Genomic DNA, 23,549 nt, shown 5'->3' on the forward strand with positions numbered 1-23,549 from the left:
ATTTATAACTTAAAACCTATTTATTGATAGCGAATTGGCTGCCCCTGCAATTTTAATAATATACTTGTTTTTCGCGCTGTCAAAACTTGCGGTTTTATGCACGTTGCCCTCTTTGATGTCTAACCCCTTGAATTTTTTACCCGATAAAAAGCTGTCATTTTCAATCAGACACGCTGCATTTTTTGGAAGATTGATCTTACAACTTGAAGCTGCTGTGTTGATCTCAATGGTAGTAATACCTACCTGGGGCTGTCCTAATGTAAGGTCTATACTTGCCGCACCTGAATTAATAGATAGATTTGCTAATTTATAACCCGATAGATCTGCGTTGAAAGAGGATGCTCCGATGTTAAATTCCATATTCCAAATCGGAGTCTTGTTCAATGCAAAGTTGATGATGTTGCCCGAGGCACTATCTTTTTTTATTTTACTGATAAGCTCAACCTTTTTTAGCGGCTCCTCTTCCGTTGTCTTAAGTTTGAGTCCCATGTTGTCATTTAGACTTGCGGCTTTGATGAGCTCTTCGGACGGTTGGCTGTTAAGAAAAAGGCTCGTAGCACCGGCGTTTACTTCAAGCTCGATTTCCTGAATGTCTTCTGTATAGGGGAGAGACACGACTTGTTTTAAACCTAGTGTGTCGTTTATATTTTCAATATTAATATTTCCAAATTTATTGAAAGAGAACTTTTCTGAAGAAGTCAAACCGATGATCATTAGAAATACACATATGACGACGTTGACAATAGATGTAATCAGCGTTCCAAACTTTCTATTTTGAAGAATCAGATTTGCCCCAATGGCTACTATGATAAGGGGCCAGTATTTAAAAATGGCGTAAAAATTGAAATTGACTACTCCAAAGTTGTGAAGTAGAATAATAATTCCGAAGAAAATAAACCAAATGCCGGTAGTGATTTTACTGTTCATATTCGATTGTTAAAGATAGCATTTTTAGTTGTTTTATGATAACAAAAATAGGGCGATATGTAGGGTTATACTATTTGAATTAGGTTATTCGTTTGGTATTTTCGGTAAAGGGAATGATTTGGTCGGTAAGCGATTTAAAGGTGTAAGGGAACAAATCCTCAAAAAATTGGGGTATACTATTAATAAATATGTATTTTAGCATAAACCGTAAGAAAGTTATATGTTTTTTTATCATTTTGGTGAGTATTTGCTGCTGCTAAAGAAGGTTTTTAAAAAGCCGGAGAAGTGGAAAATTTATTGGAAAGAGATCTTACATGAGATGAATGAGATCGGAGTAGGTTCCATTGGCTTGATCATTATTATATCTACCTTCATTGGTGCTGTAATGACGATGCAGATTGCCTTTCAATTGGTTTCCGATCTAATACCAAATTCAATTATCGGCCAGATCAACCGCGACTCCAATATCCTGGAGCTGGGGCCGACTATTTCTGCTTTGGTTCTCATGGGAAAAGTTGGTTCATCAATTTCTTCACAAATTGGATCTATGCGGGTTACCGAACAAATTGATGCGTTGGAAATTATGGGTATCAACGCTGCGGGGTACTTAATCCTTCCCAAGATAGTGGCTGGTGTGGTAATGATGCCTGTTGTGGTGATTATTTCTATTTTTTGTGCTTTAGTAGGTGGATTGATAGGTGGTTCATTAACGGGGGCAGTCAGCGCTGGAGACTACATCATTGGAATTAGGGAGTCTTTTCAAGGTTTTACGATGGTGGTTGCAATGGTTAAAGCTTTTTTTTATGGTTTTATTATTACTTCGGTACCTGCTCACAAGGGGTTTCATGTGCGAGGTGGTGCTTTAGAAGTGGGACAAGCAGGTACGAGAGCTGTAGTTATAGGATGTATTTCTATTCTTGCTAGTGATTATATCATTACCGCTTTGCTTTTATGAAAATAGGGATGAATTTATGATTGAGATACAAAATATACATAAAGCTTTTGGTGACAATCACGTATTGAAAGGGATAGATGCGGTATATGAACGCGGAAAAGTGAGCATGATTATTGGTGGATCGGGGTCTGGGAAAAGTACACTTCTCAAATGTATCGTCGGTTTGCATGAACCGGATCAAGGAAAGGTGTTTTTTGGGGAGCAAGAGTTTACAAAGATGGATTTTGAGCAAAAAGTACCCATTCGCAAGGAAATTGGTATGCTTTTTCAAGCCTCCGCGTTATTTGATTCGATGACTGTGGAACAAAACATTGTGTTTACACTGGACATGTTTACTGAAATGAGTCTTGCTGAAAAAGTCGATAGGGCGAATTTTTGTTTGGAGCGAGTTAACTTAGCCGGTAAAAACAATCTGTTTCCCGCAGAATTGTCTGGGGGGATGAAAAAACGCGTAGGTATTGCGCGCGCCATTAGTATGAGTCCAAAATATTTGTTTTGTGATGAACCGAACTCGGGATTAGATCCTGCCACTTCTATCTTAATTGATGAGTTAATTCAAGATTTGACAGAAGAGTACCAATCGACCACTATTGTGGTTACACATGATATGAATTCTGTCATGGGAATAGGCGAATACGTAATGTTTCTGCATCAAGGAGAAAAATTTTGGGAAGGGTCGAATAAAGACATGCTCAAATCAGATGTGAAAGAACTTAATGATTTTGTATTCGCAAGTCCGTTGATGAAAGCGGCACGAGAAACGATGAAATAAATACTAAATAATCATATCTAACATCTATCTTTGCACAAAAAATACGATTACTTTGTCTGAAATTACAACGATTCAATTGCTTACTCCGCAGCACTGGAGGGATTATGAACTAATCGACTGCGGAAATTTTGAAAAATTAGAGCGGTTTGGCGACTTAATCTTAGTTCGTCCAGAACCTCAGGCTGTGTGGCCAAAGGCGTTGGGAGAAGCAGAATGGAATAAGCGATACCACATCAAATTCAAGGGAAGGTCAGCCACCAGTGGCGAGTGGTTAAAGAAAGATCCGAAAGTGGTAGATCGCTGGCATATTGAATATAAAAATAAGGACGTGGCGATTAAATTTCGCTTAGGTTTGACGTCGTTTAAGCACGTAGGCATCTTTCCGGAACAAGCTGTCAATTGGGATTACATATCGGAAAGTGTAAAATTATTTGAAACATCTCAACCTAAGGTATTAAATCTTTTTGCATATACAGGAGGAGCTTCGTTAATAGCAAAGGCTGCAGGTGCAGATACTACGCATGTGGATTCGATAAAGCAGGTTGTAACTTGGGCGAATGAGAATCAAGAACTTTCTGGAGTGGATAATATACGTTGGGTAGTAGAGGATGCGCTGAAGTTTGTAAAGCGGGAGCTCAAAAGAGGTAATACGTATAACGGTATTATCTTGGATCCTCCTGCTTACGGTCATGGCCCCAAAGGAGAGAAGTGGAAATTGGAAGACCACATCATGGAAATGATGCAGGACGTCGTTCAATTGTTAGACCCCGAAGAACATTTCCTTATTTTAAACACCTATTCCCTTGGATTTTCATCGGTCATTGTAGAGAATTTGATTCGGACTTCTTTCCCTCAGGTGAAAAATCTGGAAATAGGGGAGTTGTATTTACAGGCTACAGCAGGCCCTAAATTACCATTAGGAGTATTTGGGAAATTCCGGAAAATAAAGAAATAGAACGGTCAACAAACGGTGTTTAAAGCACCGCCCTAATCAATAGATGCTCAATGGGAATTGCCTAAGTTTAGGATTTGAAAACAATCGTTTTATTCCCGTTGAGCATCACTCTGTCTTCAGTAAGAAGCTGAATTGCTCTGCTTAAAACCGCTTTTTCAATCTCTTTTCCCGCAGTTCTCATCCTATGCAGGTCATAGCTGTGATCAATAGTCTTCGTGTTCTGAACGATAATCGGTCCCTCATCCAAATCGTCTGTGACAAAATGTGCGGTAGCGCCGATTATCTTTACACCTCTTTCGTGTGCCTGTTTATATGGATTTGCTCCTATGAATGCGGGTAAAAAGGAATGATGAATATTAATGAGTTTACCTTTGAACTGTTTGACAAAACACGGGGATAATATCCGCATAAACTTGGCAAGTATGATGTAGTCTGCCGGATAGGAGTTTAAAACTTCTGCTAGTTTGTTCTCAAATTCTTCTTTGGAGATATTCTCATGGGACAAGTGGTGATAAGGAATATCAAACTTTTCGGTAAATTCTTTTAGCGTTTCGTAATTGCCGACAACTGCCAAGACTTCTGCTTGTAAGGTGTTAAAATAGTGGCGTATTAAAATGTCCGCAAGGCAATGATGTTCTTTAGTAACAAGCACAACTATTTTTTTTCGCTGCGCAGGGGAAACTGATATCGTCGAATTTTTGGGTAACTGTAGCATCAGGTCCTGCATTAAAGTTTCCTCAGACCTTAAAATACCCGAGCACACGACGCGAACGAAAAATTTATTACTTTCTTCATCTACGTATTCTCGCATGGTAATGATATTTAATTCATGCTTGGCGACTACGTTGGAGATGCTGGCTACTAATCCGACAGCATCCTTACACTGAATAAGAATTAAAGTTTGGTTTTGCATGGTTTTAGGTTTCTATTCTCCTTCCTTATGGTTGTATATAATTAACTTGCTTGCTGAGCGGCCCTTGCCAAAGCAAGTTCTTCTTCAAGGTCTAATTCTACACGCAGATTATTTACGATATGTTTTTGTCTATCGGGTGTGTTTTTGCCCATGTAATATTCTAATAATTGTTGAAGTTTGTTTTCTCTGGATAAGATCACCGGTTCTAACCGGATATCTTCACCGATAAATAAACCAAACTCGGAAGGAGAGATCTCGCCTAATCCCTTGAATCGAGTGATTTCGGGTTTTGCGCCGAGTTTAGAAATTGCCCGTTGTCTTTCCTCGTCTGAGTAGCAATAGATCGTTTCTTTTTTGTTGCGGACCCTAAATAGCGGAGTTTGTAAGATCGAAACGTGTCCAGCTTTTACCAGATCAGGGAAAAACTGAAGGAAAAATGTCATTAGCAATAGGCGAATATGCATACCGTCGACATCTGCATCTGTGGCAATTACGATGTTATTATAGCGTAAGCCATCCAAGCCATCTTCAATATTTAGCGCATGTTGCAAGAGGTTGAATTCTTCGTTTTCGTAAACAATTTTTTTAGTCAATCCGAAGCAGTTCAGTGGTTTTCCTTTTAAGCTGAATACGGCTTGCGTTTGTACATCACGTGATTTGGTAATAGATCCACTGGCGGAATCCCCCTCGGTAATAAAAAGCGTGGTTTCCTGCGTCCGTTCATGTTTGTCGCCAAAGTGTAATTTACAGTCCCGCAGTTTTCTATTGTGCAACGAGGCCTTTTTTGCCCGCTCGTTCGCCAATTTCTTAATACCGGCTATATCTTTACGTTCTCTCTCAGATTGCAGAATACGTTTTTGTAAAGCTTCAGCCGTTGCCGAGTTTTTACGTAAATAGTCGTCCAAAGCTTTCTTTACGAAATCGTTTATAAACGTTCGGACGGTAGGGCCGTCAGGGCCTATACTTTGGGAGCCCAGTTTTGTCTTGGTTTGAGATTCAAAAACGGGTTCTTGTACTTTTATCGCTATAGCAGCTATGAAAGATGCCCTGATATCGGCGGCATCATATTCTTTCTTATAAAACTCACGAATTGTTTTTACGACTGCTTCACGAAATGCCGCTTGATGCGTACCACCTTGGGTTGTATGCTGGCCGTTTACAAATGAATAATATTCCTCGCCATACTGTTGACCGTGGGTCATAGCAATCTCGATATCTTCACCGTTCAGGTGAATAATCGGATAGCGCATAGAATCCGCTTCCACGTTTCTTTCTAACAGATCCCTTAGTCCGTTTTCTGAAATGAATTTTTGTCCGTTAAAATTAATGGTTAATCCTGAGTTTAGGAACACATAATTCCAAATCATATTTTCAACGTACTCAACTCTGTATTTATAATGTTTGAATATACTGTCGTCTGGATAGAATGTTACAGATGTTCCGTTGCGCTGTGTAGTTTCTTTCTGTTCGTCGTCGACTAGTTCTCCTTTGCTGAATTGCGCAATACGAGTTATACCCTGTCGATAAGATTGTACAGCAAATGCAGATGAAAGTGCATTTACCGCTTTTGTACCCACTCCATTTAAGCCTACTGATTTTTGGAAAGCTTTGCTGTCATATTTACCACCGGTATTTATCTTAGAGACTACATCTACGACTGATCCGATCGGAATACCACGGCCAAAGTCGCGCACAGTGACCTTATTGTCATTGACCGTAATGTCAATAGTCCTACCAGCTCCCATTACAAATTCGTCAATGGAATTGTCTACAACTTCTTTTAAAAGTACATAGATGCCATCATCGTAGGCAGAACCATCTCCAAGTTTACCAATATACATCCCCGGACGTAAGCGGATATGCTCTTTCCAGTCGAGTGATCGGATACTATCTTCGTTATATGTAGTCATTATGTTAACTCAATTAAGAACCGGACAAAAATATAAAAAAAATAGATGATAATCTGCATGCTATTCATTAAAGAATAGATCTATAATTTAACCGTAAAAATGAGCTATCTAAACCGATACCCGATTGATAACCCCATTGTAAAGCCAATAATCGGACCGTTTGGCTTTACTTCAACTACCCGATCATCGACATGGTAATCGAGTTTGTACACAGGGATGTCATCTAACCGTTGGAGTGTTTTGCTTATATCGTCCTGAATATCTTGCGATAGCGGCTGAGAAGAAGTTCCGGAGATTTTTCCAAAAGCATATCCGTAGTGGTTTCCAATGATTTGCCAGTCCAAATAAAAATCTTTAAAAATATTATATTGTAAACCAATTCCATAGCCGGCGCTAAGGGTGTTGATTGGCCCTTTAATAGGAACCTCTACAGTTGATACGGTATTATCAATGTTATTGTCAACATAGTCGTAGTTTAACCGAAATGAAGAGGTATACCTTGCGTATTTAAGATACGGTGCGATATAGAATTTTGTGAACGTACTGCTGTTTCCAAAATAAAAACGTATTTCAGGCTGAATAGAAAAGCGGTTAAATTGTGCTTCTTCAACGGTTTTTCTGCTGTTATCATCTGTTATTCGGTCTATGTATAAATCTTGGAAAGGAAGGCTTCTGTTTGGAGTGAACGAAAAGCTCAATCCTAGAGAAGTTTTAGGTTTAATGGATCTTTCGTACTGGAGTTGAAATGTTTTAAAGGGAAGAGTGAGGAGGTTCGTTTTGATCAGTTGGGGTGCATGTACGTTTTCACCATAGCAATATAATTGTGCGTAAGAATCAAAAACCATAAATGTGAAAATCAAAATTGCTATCGCTTTTACAGACGTCTGTTTAATCATTAATAAATCGTAGTTGCAGCAGTGGAAATTTGCGTTTATTTATGGTTTTTGATATCCGGATTTTTGTGAAATTATCTACCAAAATCATCCTGTACCCGTACAATGTCGCTTTCATCGGAAGGATTAGACGCATCTGTATGCTGCCAGATTTCGGCTACTACACCGAACCCACCTAGTCCTACTAGGCGATGACGCTCACCTTGGCTCAATCGTATTGTGTCTCCCTCTTTGAGTATTTTAAGTTCGTGTTCATCATCATTGGGGCTAGTTACCACTCCGACTTCGCCACGTACCACGCGCCATATCTCGGCACGGCGATGATGATATTGCCAGGAGAGACGTTTGTTTGGTCCAACTATTAAAATTTTTGGACTTAATTTTCCTGATATTCTTAGATCTTGTACATCTAAACCTTCAAAATATTCATTTGCAAACTGCTGTGCTTGATCTTCGTTGATCACGAAGAATCCGCCCCATGGTCTATTTTGATCGGTACTTTCAATAGTAAATCCTCGATCAGTGATTTTTTTTTCAATTTGGCTGAATAATTCGCCTTTATCTATATATGTCATGGCTAATTGATTTATAGTGACGATGAAGATAATACATTCTTTGAAAATATCATAATCAAAAATGAAACTGCGTTGTAAATAATTATAAAACCTAAACACAAAAGTACGACCTTTCCGATGATTTTATGCCTTTTGACCCATTTGATTACATTTCGTTTCGCTCAAGAGTAACGTTATTGTTCCATATCATAAGGGCGCAAAAAGCGCAGTTATATTTCGGGTACCGTCGTTAGTTGAGGTATTTTTTTACCTTTGTAATTGAATATGGAATCTATTAATTACGATCATAGCAACATAGTATTTAAGCAAGCTGTCGCTTTTGTCAATCAGACAAATCAAAACCTTTTCCTAACGGGCAAAGCCGGAACAGGTAAGACTACTTTTTTGAAATATATCCGCGAAAACTGTTATAAAAAAATGGCGATTACAGCACCTACAGGTGTAGCTGCAATGAATGCTGGCGGGACAACTTTGCATGCCTTATTCTGGTTGCCATTCGGTGTTTTTATATCCGATTATCCATTGAAGTGGGATGATGCAGATAATCACATCTACAATAAGAATCGACTTTTTAGTACGATTAAGTTAACCAAGCAACGTCGTGCCATTCTTCAGGAATTGGAATTGTTGGTCATTGATGAGGTTTCGATGGTACGTGCGGATACATTAGACGCTATTGATGTCATTCTGAAATCTGTCCGTAGAGATATGCGTCCGTTCGGAGGGGTTCAAGTTTTATTTATAGGCGATCTCTATCAGTTACCTCCTGTAGTGAGAGATCATGAATGGCAGGTACTTCGTGATCACTATACCAGTCCATTCTTCTTTGATGCGAAGGTGTTGCGAGGCAACCCGTTGGTCATGTTAGAATTGCAACAAATCTACCGCCAGAATGATGATGCATTTATTTCCATATTGAATAATATTCGAAACAATGTATGCTCGAGTGATGATTTAATGGCCTTAAACGGACACTATAAAGAAGATTTTAGACCATCTCAACAAGATCAGTATATCACCCTAACTTCTCATAATAGATTGGCCGATCAGATTAATCAAGAAGAGTTGATGAAGTTGTCGGGCAAGATGCATAATGTAAAAGCTATTGTTAAGGATGATTTTCAACAAGGGGCATATCCGACAGAAGAAACGCTTGCGCTAAAAGAGGATGCTCAAGTCATGTTCATCAAAAATGATGTTGGGGAAGATCGGAAATTTTTTAACGGAAAAATAGGTTTTGTCAAGGAACTGAAGATGGATAAGCATCAAGTTGTCGTGGGATTCAAAGATGGTTCAGAAGATGTCGTGGTTCGTCGAGAAACCTGGGAGAACATAAAATATAAATACAATAAAGGAGAAGATAAGATAGAAGAAGAAGTATTAGGTACCTTTTCGCAATTTCCGTTGCGGCTAGCGTGGGCCATAACGATTCATAAGAGCCAAGGTTTGACCTTCGAAAAGGCAATTGTCGATGCCGGAACTTCTTTTGCTGCGGGACAAGTGTATGTTGCCTTGAGTAGGTTGACAGGGTTAGAGGGGTTGGTGCTACGGTCTAAAATTTCACCCCATTCCATACGTACCGATTATCAGGTAGTTGACTTTATGAAGCGGTTGATGAAGGAAGACGAAGTGGTGGATATATTAAAGCAATGCCAACGTGGATACCTCGGTCAAATACTTCTCCAAAGTTTCCGTTTTAGTGCGCTTACGGAAGCAACTAAAGAACTGTCTGATAGTTTAGTCGAGCGAAATGTGGATAACAAAGCAGGGGCAGTGCAGTTTTTCGAGGAGTTGACATTGAAGATTAACGGACAGGAACAGGTAGCCCATAAATTCGTCACGCAATTATATACCATGCTGTCCGATACATCGACTTTAGATTATGACAAAATATGTGAGCGTACACAATCGGCTGTGAGTTGGTTTCTGCCAAAAATGGAGATTGATCTCATTGATGCAACCCAAAAGCATATTGATGACTGGCAAATTCGTAAGCGCACCAAGAAATACATTCAAGAGTTGAAAGCACTTTTATTGGATTTTAAGCGCAAACATGAAGTGTTGAAACACTGCCTCACGATTGCCCAAGCTTTGACACAGGATGGGGATCTGGAAGGAGTTTCGTTAAAAATTGAAAAAGTAAAAGATGATACCGTATCTATCAAGGAGGATGTTGCTGAGAAGGATACCGATACCAAACAGGTGTCACTAGACATGTATCTAGATGGATTTGATATTAAACAGATCGCGGATAAACGTGGCATGGTAGAGGGGACGATTTATGGGCATTTGATTAATTTTGTTGGAAATGAGATTGATGCTGAAGATCTCATTTCTCAGGAAAAATTGGAAAAGATATTAGATGTCTTGCAAAAGAACGAAGGTAAATCTTCTTCCGAAATAAAGATGTTCTTAGGGGATGATTTTTCTTATCCAGAGATCAAAATTGGGCAAAAAGTTTTAGCGATAAAAGCAGGATAGTAAATGACAGATGTATGTTTAAAATAACTATATTTGCCCTTCGTTAAGGGAGCCAATCAATTTGTTATTTTGAAAACGCCAGATAAAAGAGTTAATAAATGGCTAGTTTTTGTCTCGATGCCCGTGCAGATGGGGGTAACTATCTATGCATTTTATTGGTTAGGTACTTGGCTGGATGATAGATATCAAATTAGCGCAAGTTGGGGGATGAAAGGCCTCACGATGTTGGGGGTGGTAATTTCACTTTATCAATTTATTAGACAGGTGAATTATATAAATAAGCATGAATAAATATTTAAGATATATTCTTTCGTTACTAGCTGTTGCCTTGGGTACATACGGTATTCATCACTTCGTTTTGGCAAATAAGGATATTCAGCAATCTTGGGTACAATCTGGTTATTCCTTACAAGGTTTGTATTTTTTTGGATTTATAGCTTCTTTGTTTGTTACAATTATTATTTTGCTCGGTCAGTGGGTGATGCCGAAAAATGTAGGTTTTATATTTCTTGGCGTGATGACTGTCAAGGCGGTCGCGAGCTACCTGTTTATTCGGAGTGGTTTAAATAAATTTGAAAATGACTTTATTGAATATAATTTCCTAGTGGTATTCTTTGTTTTCTTGTTTTTTGATGTATTTGTGGCTTTTAAAGCAATAAATGAAGAGTAAGTTATGGAGATAAAGTATTTTTATAAAAAGTTTCAATAAAAGGTATTTAATGCCAAATAAAATTGTATTTTTGCGCAAAATTTTTCATTATTCAACGTTAGTAAAAATGGTGAGTCTTAAGAGAACTCTTTTAGTATTTACGGTAATCTTTTTTACTGTTAACCCCTTCAGTCTGAGCGCAGCGGATGACGTGCATGGAGATGCGCCTAAGACGCAAGACGACGAAATCAAAACGTATATCGCGCATCACTTGGAAGATGATCACTATTTTTCGTTATTCAGCGATAAAAAGGCCGGTAAACATTATGGATTTCCGCTACCCGTGATTTTGATTGACGGTGGATTGAAAATCTTCTCTTCCGGAGAATTTCACCATGGCGAGAATATTGTCGAAAAAGGTGGGACATTCTATAAATTATACCATGGTAAAATTTATAAGACAGATGCTTCAGGCATCTTGAGTTACGATGAGGATCATCACCCGACGAATGCAAAACCTTTGGATTTTTCAATTACAAAGAATGTAGTAGGACTCTTTTTAGCTGGAATTTTATTGTTTTGGGGTTTTCTAGGCCTAGCAAAAACCTACAAAAAGGGAGCTAATGCTATTCCTAAGGGATTCAGTCGTGTTTTGGAGCCGTTGGTGCTCTATGTGCGTGATGAGATGGCCATTCAAAATATTGGACACCGTTACAAAGAATTTATGCCCTACCTACTTTCGGTATTCTTCTTGATTCTGACATTGAATCTCTTAGGGCTTACTCCGCTTGGATTCAACGTGACAGGTAATATCAGCATTACACTATGTTTAGCATTATTCACTTTTTTTATTACAAATATCAAAGCGAACAAAGACTATTGGAAGCACATCTTCTGGATGCCAGGAGTACCCGTTCCGTTTAAGTTCGTTTTAGCACCTATTGAAGTGCTGGGTATGTTTACCAAGCCCTTCTCTCTTATGGTGCGTCTTTTTGCGAATATCACAGCTGGTCACACGGTGATCATGGGATTAATAGCAATCGTTTATTTATTACAAAATCAATTAACTGTAGGTGGAAGTATCGGCGTTTCGATGGTACTTACATGCTTCCTTATGGTAATTGAGCTATTCGTTGCCTTCCTGCAAGCCTTTATTTTTACGATGTTATCTTCGTTGTTTATTGGTATGGCAGTAGAAGAACACACGCATCATTAATTGGAATTTTTGTTAAATTTTATAAAATAATTATTATGTACAACTTAATTGGAGCTGGTTTAATTGTAATCGGTGCGGGTATAGGGTTAGGTAAAATCGGTGGTTCTGCAATGGAAGCTATCGCTCGCCAACCTGAAGCAACATCTAAAATTCAAACTGCAATGATCATTATTGGCGCCTTACTAGAAGGTTTAGCATTCGGTGCTTTACTTTTAGGTAAATAGTCAATAGCAAACTACAAACACAATTTGCAACGGTTGGTTGCAGATTGTGTTTCGTTAAAACGACAAAAATTAAAAATTAACAATTTACACTATATATAATGGATGCATTAATTAATCAGTTCTCGTACGGTTTGTTCTTTTGGCAGTTAATCGTATTATTGGTTATTATTTTTTTGCTGGGCAAATTTGCTTGGAAGCCAATTATTAATGCTTTAGAAGAGCGTGAAAGTGGTATTGCTGATGCTTTAGCTTCTGCCGAAAAAGCGAAGTTGGAGATGGCTCGTTTGACAAATGAAAATGAGCAACTTTTGAAGGAAGCGCGTGCTGAACGTGATATTATCTTAAAGGAAGCTAAAGAATTGAAAGACAAGATCGTAGCTGAGGCGAAAGCAGCGGCGCAAACGGAAGGGGCTAAGCTTATAGAACAGGCTAAGCGAGAGATTGAGGATCAGAAAACCAAAGCGTTGGCAGAAGTAAAAGGTCAGGTATCTGCATTGTCTTTAGCGATTGCTCGTAAAGTATTAACAACAGAATTTGAAGACCAAGGAAAACAAGAGGCGCTGGTAGCAGACTTGTTGAAAGATGTCAAATTGAATTAATTGACGATTGTGATAATTCGCAAAATTTGATTTTTATTTTTGACTTTTGACTTTTTAACCGAGCTTTAGCGAGCTCATCTTTAGATAATTTTTTAACATGTCAGTATTCAAAGTTGCTTCAAGATACGCCAAGTCATTAATTGATTTAGCACAAGAACTAGGAAGTTTAGAAATTATTAAAGCCGACATGGAACAAGTTGTCGTCTTAATAAAATCTAGCGCTGAGTTGCAAGCTGTTTTAGGTAATCCTATCATTAAAATAGATAAAAAGAATAGTATCTTAGAAGCCCTATTTAAAGATAAAGTACGGCCAGAAATATTAGGATTTTTTAATATTATGGTCAGAAAAGGGCGTAGTGGGCTAGTGTACGCTACAGCACAAGAGTTTATCCGCGAATACAATGAAGTAAAAGGCATTGTAAAAGCTGAAGTAACTTCTGCTGCAGCATTATCTGACGCTAATTTGCAATCCTTAAAGGCGAAGATCTCAAAGGAGATCAACGCGGAAGTTATTCTAACTAATAAGGTAGATAAAACATTGATCGGAGGTTTCGTGATCAAAGTAGGCGATAGGCAACTAGACGTGAGTATCGCCGGTAAATTGAACAAGTTAGAAAGACATTTTAGTAGTCAAGGCGTTTAGTCCCTTGGCGAATAATTAAAGTAATAGAATCTAAAACCCCTTATACGAATTAAAATGATAGAGGTAAGACCAGATGAAGTTTCGGCAATTCTAAGAGAGCAATTGTCAGGCTTTAAGTCAGAGGCCGAGTTAGAAGAAGTGGGTACCGTATTGCAAGTAGGAGACGGTATTGCACGTATTTACGGCTTAACAAAAGTTCAATCAGGCGAGCTTGTTGAATTTGCTAATGGATTACAAGGTATAGTATTGAACTTAGAAGAAGACAACGTAGGTGTCGTACTTTTAGGTCCTTCTGACGAAATTAAAGAAGGTGATACGATCAAACGTACAAACCGCATTGCATCTATCCAAGTAGGTGAAGGTATGTTGGGACGTGTAGTAAATACATTAGGCCAACCCATTGATGGTAAAGGTGCTATTGTGGGTGATACATATGAAATGCCCATTGAGCGTAAAGCTCCAGGGGTTATCTTTCGTCAACCAGTAACTGAGCCTCTTCAAACGGGTATAAAAGCTATCGATGCGATGATTCCCGTGGGCCGTGGCCAACGCGAGCTGGTTATTGGTGATCGTCAAACCGGTAAAACTGCAGTTTGTATCGATACGATCATCAATCAAAAAGAGTTTTATGATGCTGGGCATCCAGTTTTCTGTATATACGTTGCCGTAGGTCAAAAGAACTCTACCGTAGCGAACATTGTTCGCGTGCTGGAAGAGAAAGGGGCTATGGCTTACACCGTGGTTGTAGCAGCGTCTGCTGCCGATCCAGCTCCACTACAGTTCTACGCGCCAATGGCGGGTGCAGCGATCGGGGAGTTCTTCCGGGATACTGGTCGTCCGGCATTGATCGTTTATGATGATTTATCGAAGCAAGCTGTAGCATACCGTGAGGTATCGTTACTATTGAAACGTCCTCCAGGCCGTGAGGCATATCCAGGTGACGTATTCTATTTACATAGCCGTCTGTTAGAAAGAGCTGCGAAAATCAACTCTTCCGATGAAATCGCTAAAAACATGAACGACTTACCGGAATCTATCAAACATTTGGTAAAAGGAGGCGGATCGTTAACGGCTTTACCGATTATCGAAACACAAGCAGGTGATGTATCTGCATATATCCCTACCAATGTTATTTCCATTACAGATGGTCAGATATTCTTGGAATCTAACCTATTCAATGCGGGGATCCGTCCAGCGATCAACGTAGGTATTTCTGTATCGCGTGTTGGGGGTAATGCACAGATCAAATCTATGAAGAAGGTATCTGGTACATTAAAATTGGATCAAGCGCAATACCGCGAGCTGGAAGCATTTGCGAAATTTGGATCGGATTTAGACGCGGCCACTAAATCCGTACTGGATAAAGGTATCCGTAATGTACAGATCTTAAAGCAAGGTCAATTCTCACCGGTTTCGGTAGAGAAGCAGGTAGCGATCATCTACGTTGGTACGAAAGGACTATTACGTAATGTTCCGGTAAATAAAGTTAGACAATTCGAAGAGGAGTATTTAACGCAATTAGAGCAGCGTCATCCAGAGGTATTATCGGCGTTAAAGGCGGGTAAATTCTCAGACGAGTTGACGGATGTATTAGAAACTGTAGCAAAAGAATTATCTTCAAAATACTAAATAGTAATGAGTACTAAGTATTGAGTAGCTAGGTTTTAGATTCTCAATACTTAATACTAAGTACTTAATACTTAAGATAAATATGGCAAATTTAAAAGAAGTTAGAAACCGTATTACCTCGGTAACATCGACGCAACAGATCACCAAAGCAATGAAAATGGTATCTGCTGCCAAATTGAAACGTGCAACCAATGCAATCGTGCAATTACGTCCTTATGCCGATAAGCTAAGAGAGATTTTGGCGCAAGTTTCTGCTTCTGTTGAGGGGAATGATTCACCTTTCACACAAGATCGTGTGCCAACCAAAGTGTTAATTATTGTTGTTACTTCGAATAGAGGTCTTGCCGGTGCGTTCAATGCAAATGCAATTAAAACAACAAATAATTTGATCGCAGCCAAATATGCAGATCAGTTTGCTAGAGGGGATGTAAGCCTTATCGCTATTGGTAAGAGAGGCCATGATTTCTTTTCAAAACGTAATTTCAATGTAATTGGTAATTACAACGACATATTCAACAATTTAGATTTTGAAAATGTATCTAAGGTAACTGAATACGTCATGGATGAATTTAAAGCAGGAAATATTGACCGTGTAGAAGTCGTGTATAACCAGTTCCGCAATGCAGCGGTTCAAATTTTAACTTCAGAACAAATATTACCTCTTTTGCCTGAAAAAAAGAACGCGGATGTAGCAGAATTAGATTACATTATAGAACCCTCTAAAGAACAAATAATTGAAGAATTGATTCCGAAAGCTATCAAAATTCAATTGTATAAATCGGTATTAGATTCGAATGCCTCCGAGCACGGTGCGCGGATGACAGCGATGGATAAAGCAACCGAGAATGCGGGAGATTTATTGAAGGCATTAAAGTTGTCATACAACCAAGCACGACAAGCCGCGATTACGACCGAATTGACCGAAATCGTTTCCGGCGCAGCAGCGTTATCCAACGGATAAATCAGTTAATTAAGTATACATAAAAAGGCGATGAAGAATTTCATCGCCTTTTTTGGTTGTCATCGTAAGGTTGGAGGCCTGTCTAAAATCTACACTTGTCCGATAGACGTTCCTAAAATTTAATTAATCTCTTGATCAATTTTGATCTGGATATTCATAGTCAGTCATGGAATCAGTCGCCTGCTTGCTTTGCTCCAGCTTAGGTAGCGAAACAAATAAAAGTACAGGGGTGTCGCAGGATCATCCCTTTTTTCGTTTTACCAGTTCGCGATATCGAGATATTTGGTTTGAAATGTTTTGGATATATGTGAATATTCCGTACATTCCTTTATTAAACCCATTGTGCATCAAAAATTTAAATCTGTCATCCTGACGATAGGAAGCCTGTTTACCTAAAGGTAGAGATCTAAAAGCTAAATTTTAAATACTTTATAGATACTCCGGCCAGCCTCAGATTAAAAAACGGATTTGGTGAAAGGATGCGAAATAGGTTATATTAAATAAATCTGTATGTTTGGTTGCAAAAAGAAATAAAAGACACACTATTACACCATATGGCATCTTCATTAGAAAAAGCAAGCACGGCCTTGCATATCATCAATACCGTACAGCAGATGGAAGAAACCATTGAGCAGATCCGGGACAAAAAATCTCCGGTTCACCGAAAAGAAGACGATCTCCCTTTTGAACCGAAAGTAAGTAAAGATGGTATAGCAGAACGTAAGCTATTCCTTTTTCAAAAAACAAAGCAAGAATATCCGTATCTGATGGATAATAAAGGATTTGACGATTACGATTCCCTCAACGGTAATGTAGAAAATTATATAGGCATGATCCGCGTTCCTACGGGGGTGATTGGTCCGCTACGTATTACAGGATCATCCGCTCGGGGAGATTTTTACGTTCCGCTCGCGACGAGCGAGGGTGCCCTGGTCGCATCGTATCATCGCGGTGCGAAGGCTTGTTATTTGGCGGGTGGTGCGACCTCCATTTGTTTGATGGAAGGTGTTCAACGGAGTCCTGTTTTTAAGTTTGAAAATATTGCAGACCTCGGCCTTTTTGTAACCTGGATGTTGCCACAGGTGGAAAAATTTAAGGAAATCGTTACTGATGAAAGCCGATTTGCCAAATTGATGGATGTCAAAATTCAAATTGAAGGTAATCATCTTATTGTAACATTCGAATACCATACGGGGGATGCCGCCGGACAAAATATGGTAACAATCTGTACAGATGCCATATGTCGTTATATCATCGAGAAATGCCCGACCAAACCAAAGATATGGTTTATCGAAGGAAATTATTCGGGTGATAAAAAGGCTACAGCACTGTCCTTCACGAATGTACGGGGAAAGAAAGTGACAACCGAGATTGTGCTTCCCGAAGAGATTGTGCGTAAAGTGCTTAAAACGACACCTGAACTCATGGCCGAATATTGGAGATCGTCTACAGTTGGCATCATTCAAAGCGGAGCGATCGGGGCTCATGGGCACTATGCAAATGGTCTGGCGGCATTATTTTTAGCAACAGGGCAGGATGTGGCCTGTGTGGCAGAGGCGGCCACCGGAATCACACGCATGGAGATGAATAAAGATGGCTCACTATATGCATCCGTTACACTACCTAATTTGGTGGTGGGCACAGTGGGCGGGGGAACACACTTGCCTACGCAGCGGGAGTGCTTGGAAATGATAGATTGCTATGGACCGGGCAAGGCCCGCAAATTTGCGGAAATATGTGGTGCCGTGGTACTGGCTGGCGAGCTGTCCATAGCTGCAGCACTCTCTGCGGGCCACTTTACACAAGCGCATCAAAAATTCGGCCGTAAAAAGTAATATAATCTATATGCGTAAAGGTATAATAGAAAATGAATACAGTAAAGCGGAGGAGAATAATTCTTCTTTTGCAAGGCGCTTCTGGATTTATCAAAAAGAACGCTTTCCACTTTTCGGACATGGTGTATTGGTTACGGCTTTTAGTTTCTCCGCTATTTCCTATAGTAGAATATGTCGGGGTGCGGAAGGATTTGTAAATTGGAAAACATTTCTGATTGGTGTTTTTACGACAATTTCTTTATTCTTCCTGGTTCGGATCTTTGATGAATTTAAAGATGCAGAAGAAGATGCTGCGTACCGGAAGGAGCTCCCTGTGCCCAGAGGTTTAATCTCTTTTGGTGAACTTAAAACCATCGGGATTACACTTGCTATCCTGCAAGTGCTACTGAATTGGTTTTTCTTTCCGAAAATGCTCTTTCTTTATGCGGTTATCATCATATATCTCTGCCTCATGGGCAAAGAATTTTTTATTCCCTCGTGGTTAAAAAAGCATCAGTTCTGGTACGTGGTTTCGCATATGTTTATTATTCCATTGATCGATATCTATGCAAGTGGCTTGGACTGGCTATTAGCTGATGTTGCGGCACCTCATGGACTGATTTTCTTTTTTGCCGTCTCGTACATGAACGGTATTGTGCTCGAAATTGGGCGCAAGGTACGCAGCCCCCAAGATGAAAAAAACGGGGTATTGACCTATTCCAGTATGCTAGGGACGGATAAAGCCGTGAAATGTTGGATAACTGTGCTTTTTGGGACACTGTTGTTGAGCATGTCCGCTTCCTACTATGCCGGGTATGGCTGGCTGGCGTATATGATATTGAGTGTAATCTTTTTGATCTGTTGTATTCCCGCATTTCTTTTTTTGAATGCCTATTCGTCTAAATATGCCAAAGCAATCGAGTGGTCTTCAGTCGGTTGGACTATCGCTATGTATTTGAGTTTGGGGGGGATTCCGATGCTCGAGCAGTTTTGGAGAGGCTTTTGATAGAGTAAAGTTTGATAAAAAAGGCACGCGTTAACCTTATTTTACATGTTTATTAAAGATTACCAATATCAACATATACATAATCCTGCCGTTGGCGGGAAGGCTAAGAATCTACTGAAATTAGGTCAGCTTAATCTGCCGGTACCTAAGTGGATCGTATTGCCTGCTGATTATTTAGCGGAAGTATTTAAAGATGTCGCTTCTATTGAAAATGCAAATGATTTGTTGGAAGCTATCGATGTGTATAAATTTCCATCCTTTTCCCTTACACAAATAGAGACGACCTTTCCGGATACGACATATTTTGCCGTGCGTTCATCTGCAATTGATGAAGACGGTCGCCAACATTCTTTTGCTGGACAGTTTGAATCGTATCTCTATGTACGTAAAGAGGATATCTTTGCGCGTATCAAAGATGTCTGGCGGTCTTTATTCTCGGAACGGATTCTCGCGTACCGTACTTTGAATAATCTGGGATTGGGTTTAGGGATTGGTGTGATCGTACAGGAAATGATTGATGCGGATGTATCGGGAGTAGCTTTTGGTATGAATCCCGTTTCGGGTAATCGAAAGGAAAAATTGATTTCCGGCGTATTTGGTGTGGGAGAAGGACTTGTATCCGGTTATCTGGATGCAGATAATTTTATTATTCATAAGACGGGCACGATCGATCGACAGATTGTTAGAAAGAAGGAAAAATTTATTCTTAATCCAGCGGGAAAAGGCGGGGTAATGAAACTTGATGTTCCTCGAATCCATCAAAACGACCAGTCGATTCCAGATGCACATTTGCATCAGTTGGATTCGATTTTAGACCAATTGAGAACGGAATATAGTTTATTTCAGGACGTCGAATTCGCCGTAAAAAATGACGTGCTATTTATCCTCCAGGCTCGACCGATTACTGGTCTGGATAACGTGCCGGATCTCACGGCTGATTATGTGCTTTGGGATAATAGCAATATCATCGAATCTTATCCAGGAGTCACCACACCATTGACGTTTTCATTTATTAGTCAATCTTATGAAGGTGCCTATAAGCTGTTTTGTTCCTTTTTGGGTGTGTCCGAAGACAGCATCCGTAGAAATGAACGGGTATTTGCCAATACCCTGGGACTGATTAATGGCCGCGTATACTACAATTTGAAGAGTTGGTACCACATGTTGGCCATGTTGCCCGGGTATAGCATAAATGCGCGTTTTATGGAAAAGATGATGGGGGTAAAGGAACAATTTGATGTACCGAAAAGTTATCAGCTTTCTACCGGAGATGCGTGGCGTAGTATGCTGTGGATGGCACTACAAATGTATAGGCGATTTAAAAGTCTACCGCAAAAACGCACTGAATTTAAAGCGCTATTGGATGCAACGATTGCGAAATATAAGCAGATCGATTTTCAGCGTAAGAATGCCAACGAATTGATGCAATTGTATTTGTATTTTGAACGAAAATTGTTGAATCAATGGAAGGCACCTTTGCTCAATGATTTTTTTGCTATGATCTGGTTTGGCTTGCTGCAAAAACGCACAGAAGATTATACCAATGGCCAGCACCTCAATATTCATAATGATCTACTCTGTGGAAGCGCGGATATTATTTCTACACAACCTATTCATCGCAGTATTGCTATTGCGACCTTTGTGCAGGAAGTGGATTACCTAAGAGCAATTTTTGAATCCGAAGATCCGGAAAACATCTGGCAAATAGTTCAGCACGATAACCGGGACGAGAGCGAAAGATTATTGGTACAGATTCGGCAATATTTAGCGGATTTTGGAGAGCGCTGCGTAGGGGAGTTGAAATTGGAAACGATCTCCTATTCACAAGATCCACCCAAGTTCGTGCAGATTATCAAATCGTATGTTGAGGCGAGTATAACGACGGCAAATACCAATAATAACGTGGAAGAGGTGCTGCGTAGCAACGCGGAGGAAAAGATGAAAGGGGTATTACGACGAAAACCGTTGAAGAAATGGTTGTTTAGAAAAACGTTAAAGAAAACCCGGGAATTGGTTAGTGCACGTGAAAACCTTCGCTATGAACGTACGCGTGCATTTGGTGTAGTACGCGAGTTGTTTACACATATAGGCAAGCGTTTTTATGAAGAAGATATACTTGAATTTGAAAGAGATGTATTTTACCTGACGAAGGACGAAATATTTGCCTACATTGAAGGAAGAAGTGTTAATCAAGATTTGAAATCGTTGGTGGCTGTACGTAAGGATGAATTTGAACTTTTTAGACGAATGGATCCACCTTCGGAACGAATTGCAACCTATGGCGCGGTTTATCAGAGTAATGATTTTTTTAGCAATAGTAAGAATGAACCTATCGAAGGCGATTTAAAAGGTATAGGTTGCTGCCCCGGACATGTGAGGGCACAAGTCAGGATCGTGTTGAATCCCAGTGAAACGAAAACGTTGAATGGCGATATTTTAGTAACCAGCAGCACCGATCCGGGATGGGTGACACTATTTCCAAGTGCGGGCGGAATTTTGGTAGAACGAGGTAGTTTGTTGAGTCATTCCGCGATTGTGTCCAGAGAGATGGGAATTCCATGTATCGTAGGGGTGACGGGATTATTGAAAACATTGAAGACGGGAGACTGGATAGAGATGGATGGAAATACAGGTGAAATAAAAATTTTGGATACACAGGAATAATACATGGCAAATATCAGCACTGAGGTTGATTTTAATATGATTCGATATGCAAATTGTTGGGAAGATCCCCATATTTTGTTAAAAGGCCTTTCTCCAGTTGTGGGATCAAAAATTTTATCCATAGGATCAGCAGGCGACAATAGTTTTTCACTATTAACGACAGCACCTTCTCTGGTCGTCGCTGTCGACGTCAATCCGACACAGTTGTATCTTATCGAATTAAAGAAACAGGCGATTCGAAATCTCGAATACGATGAAGTATTGAATTTGCTGGGTTTTCGGCAGGGAATGAATCGGGTGACGTTGTTTGAACAATGTAGAGATCACCTGAGCGCAGATGCTAAGGTATATTGGATGAACAACGCCGATAAAATCGAAAAAGGCCTTATCCATCAGGGTAAATTTGAACGGTATTTTCGGGTATTTTCAAGCAAAATGCTTCCTTTTATCCATAGTCGACGTGATGTCGAAGACTTACTGGCAAGTAAGGATGGGCTGTCGCAGGCCCAGTACTATCACGATAAATGGAATACCTGGCGTTGGCGATTTTTCTTTAAAATTTTCTTTAGCAAATTCGTCATGGGGAAACTGGGTCGAGATCCAAAGTTTTTAAAGGAAGTAGGGGTGCATGTCGGTGATTATATTTTCAAAAAAGCTGAAAGGCATCTGAAAAAAATCGAAGCACAGACAAACTCGTTCTTACGCTATCATCTAACGGGCACATTTGGCGATCTCTTACCGCATTATTTACAACCCGACAATTATCAAGACGTTAAAGAAAATATCGATAAACTCATTTTACGCAGCGGGTTTGCAGAGGATGTTGTTAGCGAATTCGGGAATTTTGATGCCATGAATTTATCGAATATCTTTGAATATATGGATAGGGATGTTTTTCGAAAAGCGGCAGACAGTCTGTTAAAAGGTCTGAATGCAAGTGGCCGTATGGGGTATTGGAACCTAATGGTGCCTAGACGGGTCTCGGGAATTTTTCCGTCGGAAATACAATACTTAAGCGCCTTATCCGTACAATTAAGCCAAGAAGATAATGGTTTTTTTTATAACCAGTTTATTGTCGATCAAAAATGAGCCAAAGTGTAATAAATGCCGGTATTCTAGCCGGATGTTATCTGTTGCTTTTTGCCTTAGGCGAGTTTCTCTATCATTATTTCAAGGTTAAAGTGGAAATTACACGTAAAATAGTTCATATTGGAACGGGGTTATTAGCGCTGTTGTTTCCGTTGTTATTGGACAATCATTGGTTGGTATTGGTACTATGTGGTCTTTTTGCGGGTGTTCTGATGCTGAGCCTAAGGTTTCATCTTCTTCCATCTATTAACGCGATCGACCGCCGGTCTATAGGCAGCTTAGCCTATCCGATATCCGTATATGGTTGCTATTTGGTTTATGATCTGAATGGCGGTCGGTATGCATATTACTATCTTCCTATACTGATCTTGGCGGTTTGTGATCCCATTGCAGGCCTTACTGGAAAGAGATGGGCTATAGGGCCATATCATATCGCGGGAGCACATAAGACGCTCGTGGGTTCTCTTATGTTTTTGTGCTCAGCAATGTTGCTTACGGTGGGGTACTTTGTACTGTTTTGCAGTGCAGCCGTAGGCTCTTCTTTGATTTTTACAGTGGTGTGTGTGGCTTTCCTATCCACCTTGGCTGAAGCAGTTAGTCGCGACGGTTACGATAATATAACAATACCACTTGCTGTAATTGTGGGTTTGGTACTTACAAAATCGATCGTGTGA

General features: G+C 39.8%; 22 protein-coding genes. 17 read left to right on the forward strand and 5 right to left on the reverse strand.

Annotated elements, in window-relative coordinates; all coding sequences use genetic code 11:
- Nucleotides 1–9 precede the first annotated feature (9 nt).
- Nucleotides 10–927 carry a LiaI-LiaF-like domain-containing protein gene (locus C4F40_RS03120; RefSeq protein WP_196937919.1) on the reverse strand — a complete coding sequence of 306 codons (918 nt, stop codon included), beginning with the start codon at nt 925–927 and terminating at the stop codon, nt 10–12.
- 220 nt (nt 928–1,147) lie between these two features.
- Between C4F40_RS03120 and C4F40_RS03125 the strand changes: the two genes are divergently transcribed.
- The 3 genes from C4F40_RS03125 to C4F40_RS03135 are packed head-to-tail and all read left to right on the forward strand — an operon-like array spanning nt 1,148 to nt 3,609.
- Entirely contained in the window at nt 1,148–1,882 is a 735-nt protein-coding gene (locus tag C4F40_RS03125) for an MlaE family ABC transporter permease (RefSeq protein WP_196937920.1), read from the forward strand.
- A 16-nt stretch (nt 1,883–1,898) separates the two neighbouring features.
- Nucleotides 1,899–2,654: an ABC transporter ATP-binding protein gene (locus tag C4F40_RS03130; RefSeq protein WP_196937921.1), complete on the forward strand. Its 756-nt coding sequence runs from the start codon at nt 1,899–1,901 to the stop codon at nt 2,652–2,654.
- A gap of 52 nt (nt 2,655–2,706) precedes the next feature.
- Nucleotides 2,707–3,609 (forward strand): class I SAM-dependent methyltransferase, encoded by a 903-nt coding sequence (locus C4F40_RS03135; protein WP_196937922.1) that lies wholly within the window; start codon nt 2,707–2,709, stop codon nt 3,607–3,609.
- A 67-nt stretch (nt 3,610–3,676) separates the two neighbouring features.
- On the opposite strand, the gene purU is transcribed toward C4F40_RS03135, so the two are convergent.
- The 4 genes from purU to C4F40_RS03155 form a co-directional block, all read right to left on the reverse strand.
- Nucleotides 3,677–4,522, reverse strand: a complete 846-nt coding sequence (purU, locus tag C4F40_RS03140; protein ID WP_196937923.1) for a formyltetrahydrofolate deformylase — start codon at nt 4,520–4,522, stop codon at nt 3,677–3,679.
- Nucleotides 4,523–4,563: 41 nt separating this feature from the next.
- The gene (locus C4F40_RS03145; RefSeq protein ID WP_196937924.1) at nt 4,564–6,432 is read right to left on the reverse strand and encodes a DNA topoisomerase IV subunit B; all 1,869 of its coding nucleotides are present in this window, start codon (nt 6,430–6,432) and stop codon (nt 4,564–4,566) included.
- 104 nt (nt 6,433–6,536) lie between these two features.
- Nucleotides 6,537–7,328, reverse strand: coding sequence for a DUF3575 domain-containing protein (locus C4F40_RS03150; RefSeq protein WP_196937925.1), 792 nt, complete (start codon nt 7,326–7,328; stop codon nt 6,537–6,539).
- A 71-nt stretch (nt 7,329–7,399) separates the two neighbouring features.
- Nucleotides 7,400–7,900: a cupin domain-containing protein gene (locus tag C4F40_RS03155; protein ID WP_196937926.1), complete on the reverse strand. Its 501-nt coding sequence runs from the start codon at nt 7,898–7,900 to the stop codon at nt 7,400–7,402.
- A 264-nt stretch (nt 7,901–8,164) separates the two neighbouring features.
- On the opposite strand from C4F40_RS03155, the gene C4F40_RS03160 reads away from it, so the two are divergent.
- The 14 genes from C4F40_RS03160 to C4F40_RS03225 all read left to right on the forward strand — a co-directional run bounded on the left by C4F40_RS03160 (nt 8,165) and on the right by C4F40_RS03225 (nt 23,549).
- A complete protein-coding gene (locus C4F40_RS03160; RefSeq protein ID WP_196937927.1) occupies nt 8,165–10,381 on the forward strand; it encodes a helix-turn-helix domain-containing protein in 2,217 nt (738 codons plus the stop codon).
- A 33-nt stretch (nt 10,382–10,414) separates the two neighbouring features.
- The gene (locus C4F40_RS03165) at nt 10,415–10,672 is read left to right on the forward strand and encodes an AtpZ/AtpI family protein (protein WP_196937928.1); all 258 of its coding nucleotides are present in this window, start codon (nt 10,415–10,417) and stop codon (nt 10,670–10,672) included.
- Nucleotides 10,665–11,051 (forward strand): hypothetical protein, encoded by a 387-nt coding sequence (locus C4F40_RS03170; RefSeq protein ID WP_196937929.1) that lies wholly within the window; start codon nt 10,665–10,667, stop codon nt 11,049–11,051. Before C4F40_RS03165 ends, C4F40_RS03170 begins: the two co-directional genes overlap by 8 nt.
- Nucleotides 11,052–11,100: 49 nt before the next feature.
- Nucleotides 11,101–12,246 (forward strand): F0F1 ATP synthase subunit A, encoded by a 1,146-nt coding sequence (gene atpB / locus C4F40_RS03175; protein WP_231389901.1) that lies wholly within the window; start codon nt 11,101–11,103, stop codon nt 12,244–12,246.
- A 35-nt stretch (nt 12,247–12,281) separates the two neighbouring features.
- On the forward strand, nt 12,282–12,470 hold the full coding sequence (atpE, locus tag C4F40_RS03180) for an ATP synthase F0 subunit C (protein ID WP_136819682.1): 189 nt from the start codon (nt 12,282–12,284) through the stop codon (nt 12,468–12,470).
- A 98-nt stretch (nt 12,471–12,568) separates the two neighbouring features.
- Nucleotides 12,569–13,069: a F0F1 ATP synthase subunit B gene (locus C4F40_RS03185; protein ID WP_196937930.1), complete on the forward strand. Its 501-nt coding sequence runs from the start codon at nt 12,569–12,571 to the stop codon at nt 13,067–13,069.
- Between the two features lie 97 nt (nt 13,070–13,166).
- Entirely contained in the window at nt 13,167–13,712 is a 546-nt protein-coding gene (atpH, locus tag C4F40_RS03190) for an ATP synthase F1 subunit delta (RefSeq protein WP_196937931.1), read from the forward strand.
- A 54-nt stretch (nt 13,713–13,766) separates the two neighbouring features.
- Nucleotides 13,767–15,341 (forward strand): F0F1 ATP synthase subunit alpha, encoded by a 1,575-nt coding sequence (atpA, locus tag C4F40_RS03195; RefSeq protein ID WP_196937932.1) that lies wholly within the window; start codon nt 13,767–13,769, stop codon nt 15,339–15,341.
- 82 nt (nt 15,342–15,423) lie between these two features.
- Complete coding sequence (gene atpG, locus C4F40_RS03200) at nt 15,424–16,302, forward strand: ATP synthase F1 subunit gamma (protein ID WP_196937933.1); 879 nt, start codon at nt 15,424–15,426, stop codon at nt 16,300–16,302.
- A 554-nt stretch (nt 16,303–16,856) separates the two neighbouring features.
- Nucleotides 16,857–18,137, forward strand: a complete 1,281-nt coding sequence (locus C4F40_RS03205; protein ID WP_196937934.1) for a hydroxymethylglutaryl-CoA reductase — start codon at nt 16,857–16,859, stop codon at nt 18,135–18,137.
- Between the two features lie 10 nt (nt 18,138–18,147).
- Nucleotides 18,148–19,122, forward strand: a complete 975-nt coding sequence (locus tag C4F40_RS03210) for a UbiA family prenyltransferase (RefSeq protein ID WP_196937935.1) — start codon at nt 18,148–18,150, stop codon at nt 19,120–19,122.
- A 45-nt stretch (nt 19,123–19,167) separates the two neighbouring features.
- Nucleotides 19,168–21,786 carry a PEP/pyruvate-binding domain-containing protein gene (locus tag C4F40_RS03215; RefSeq protein ID WP_196937936.1) on the forward strand — a complete coding sequence of 873 codons (2,619 nt, stop codon included), beginning with the start codon at nt 19,168–19,170 and terminating at the stop codon, nt 21,784–21,786.
- Nucleotides 21,787–21,789: 3 nt separating this feature from the next.
- Complete coding sequence (locus tag C4F40_RS03220) at nt 21,790–22,875, forward strand: DUF3419 family protein (protein WP_196937937.1); 1,086 nt, start codon at nt 21,790–21,792, stop codon at nt 22,873–22,875.
- Complete coding sequence (locus C4F40_RS03225) at nt 22,872–23,549, forward strand: diacylglycerol/polyprenol kinase family protein (protein WP_196937938.1); 678 nt, start codon at nt 22,872–22,874, stop codon at nt 23,547–23,549. Before C4F40_RS03220 ends, C4F40_RS03225 begins: the two co-directional genes overlap by 4 nt.

The sequence above is a fragment of the Sphingobacterium pedocola genome (assembly GCF_015209965.1).
In the GTDB taxonomy this organism is placed as follows: domain Bacteria; phylum Bacteroidota; class Bacteroidia; order Sphingobacteriales; family Sphingobacteriaceae; genus Sphingobacterium; species Sphingobacterium pedocola.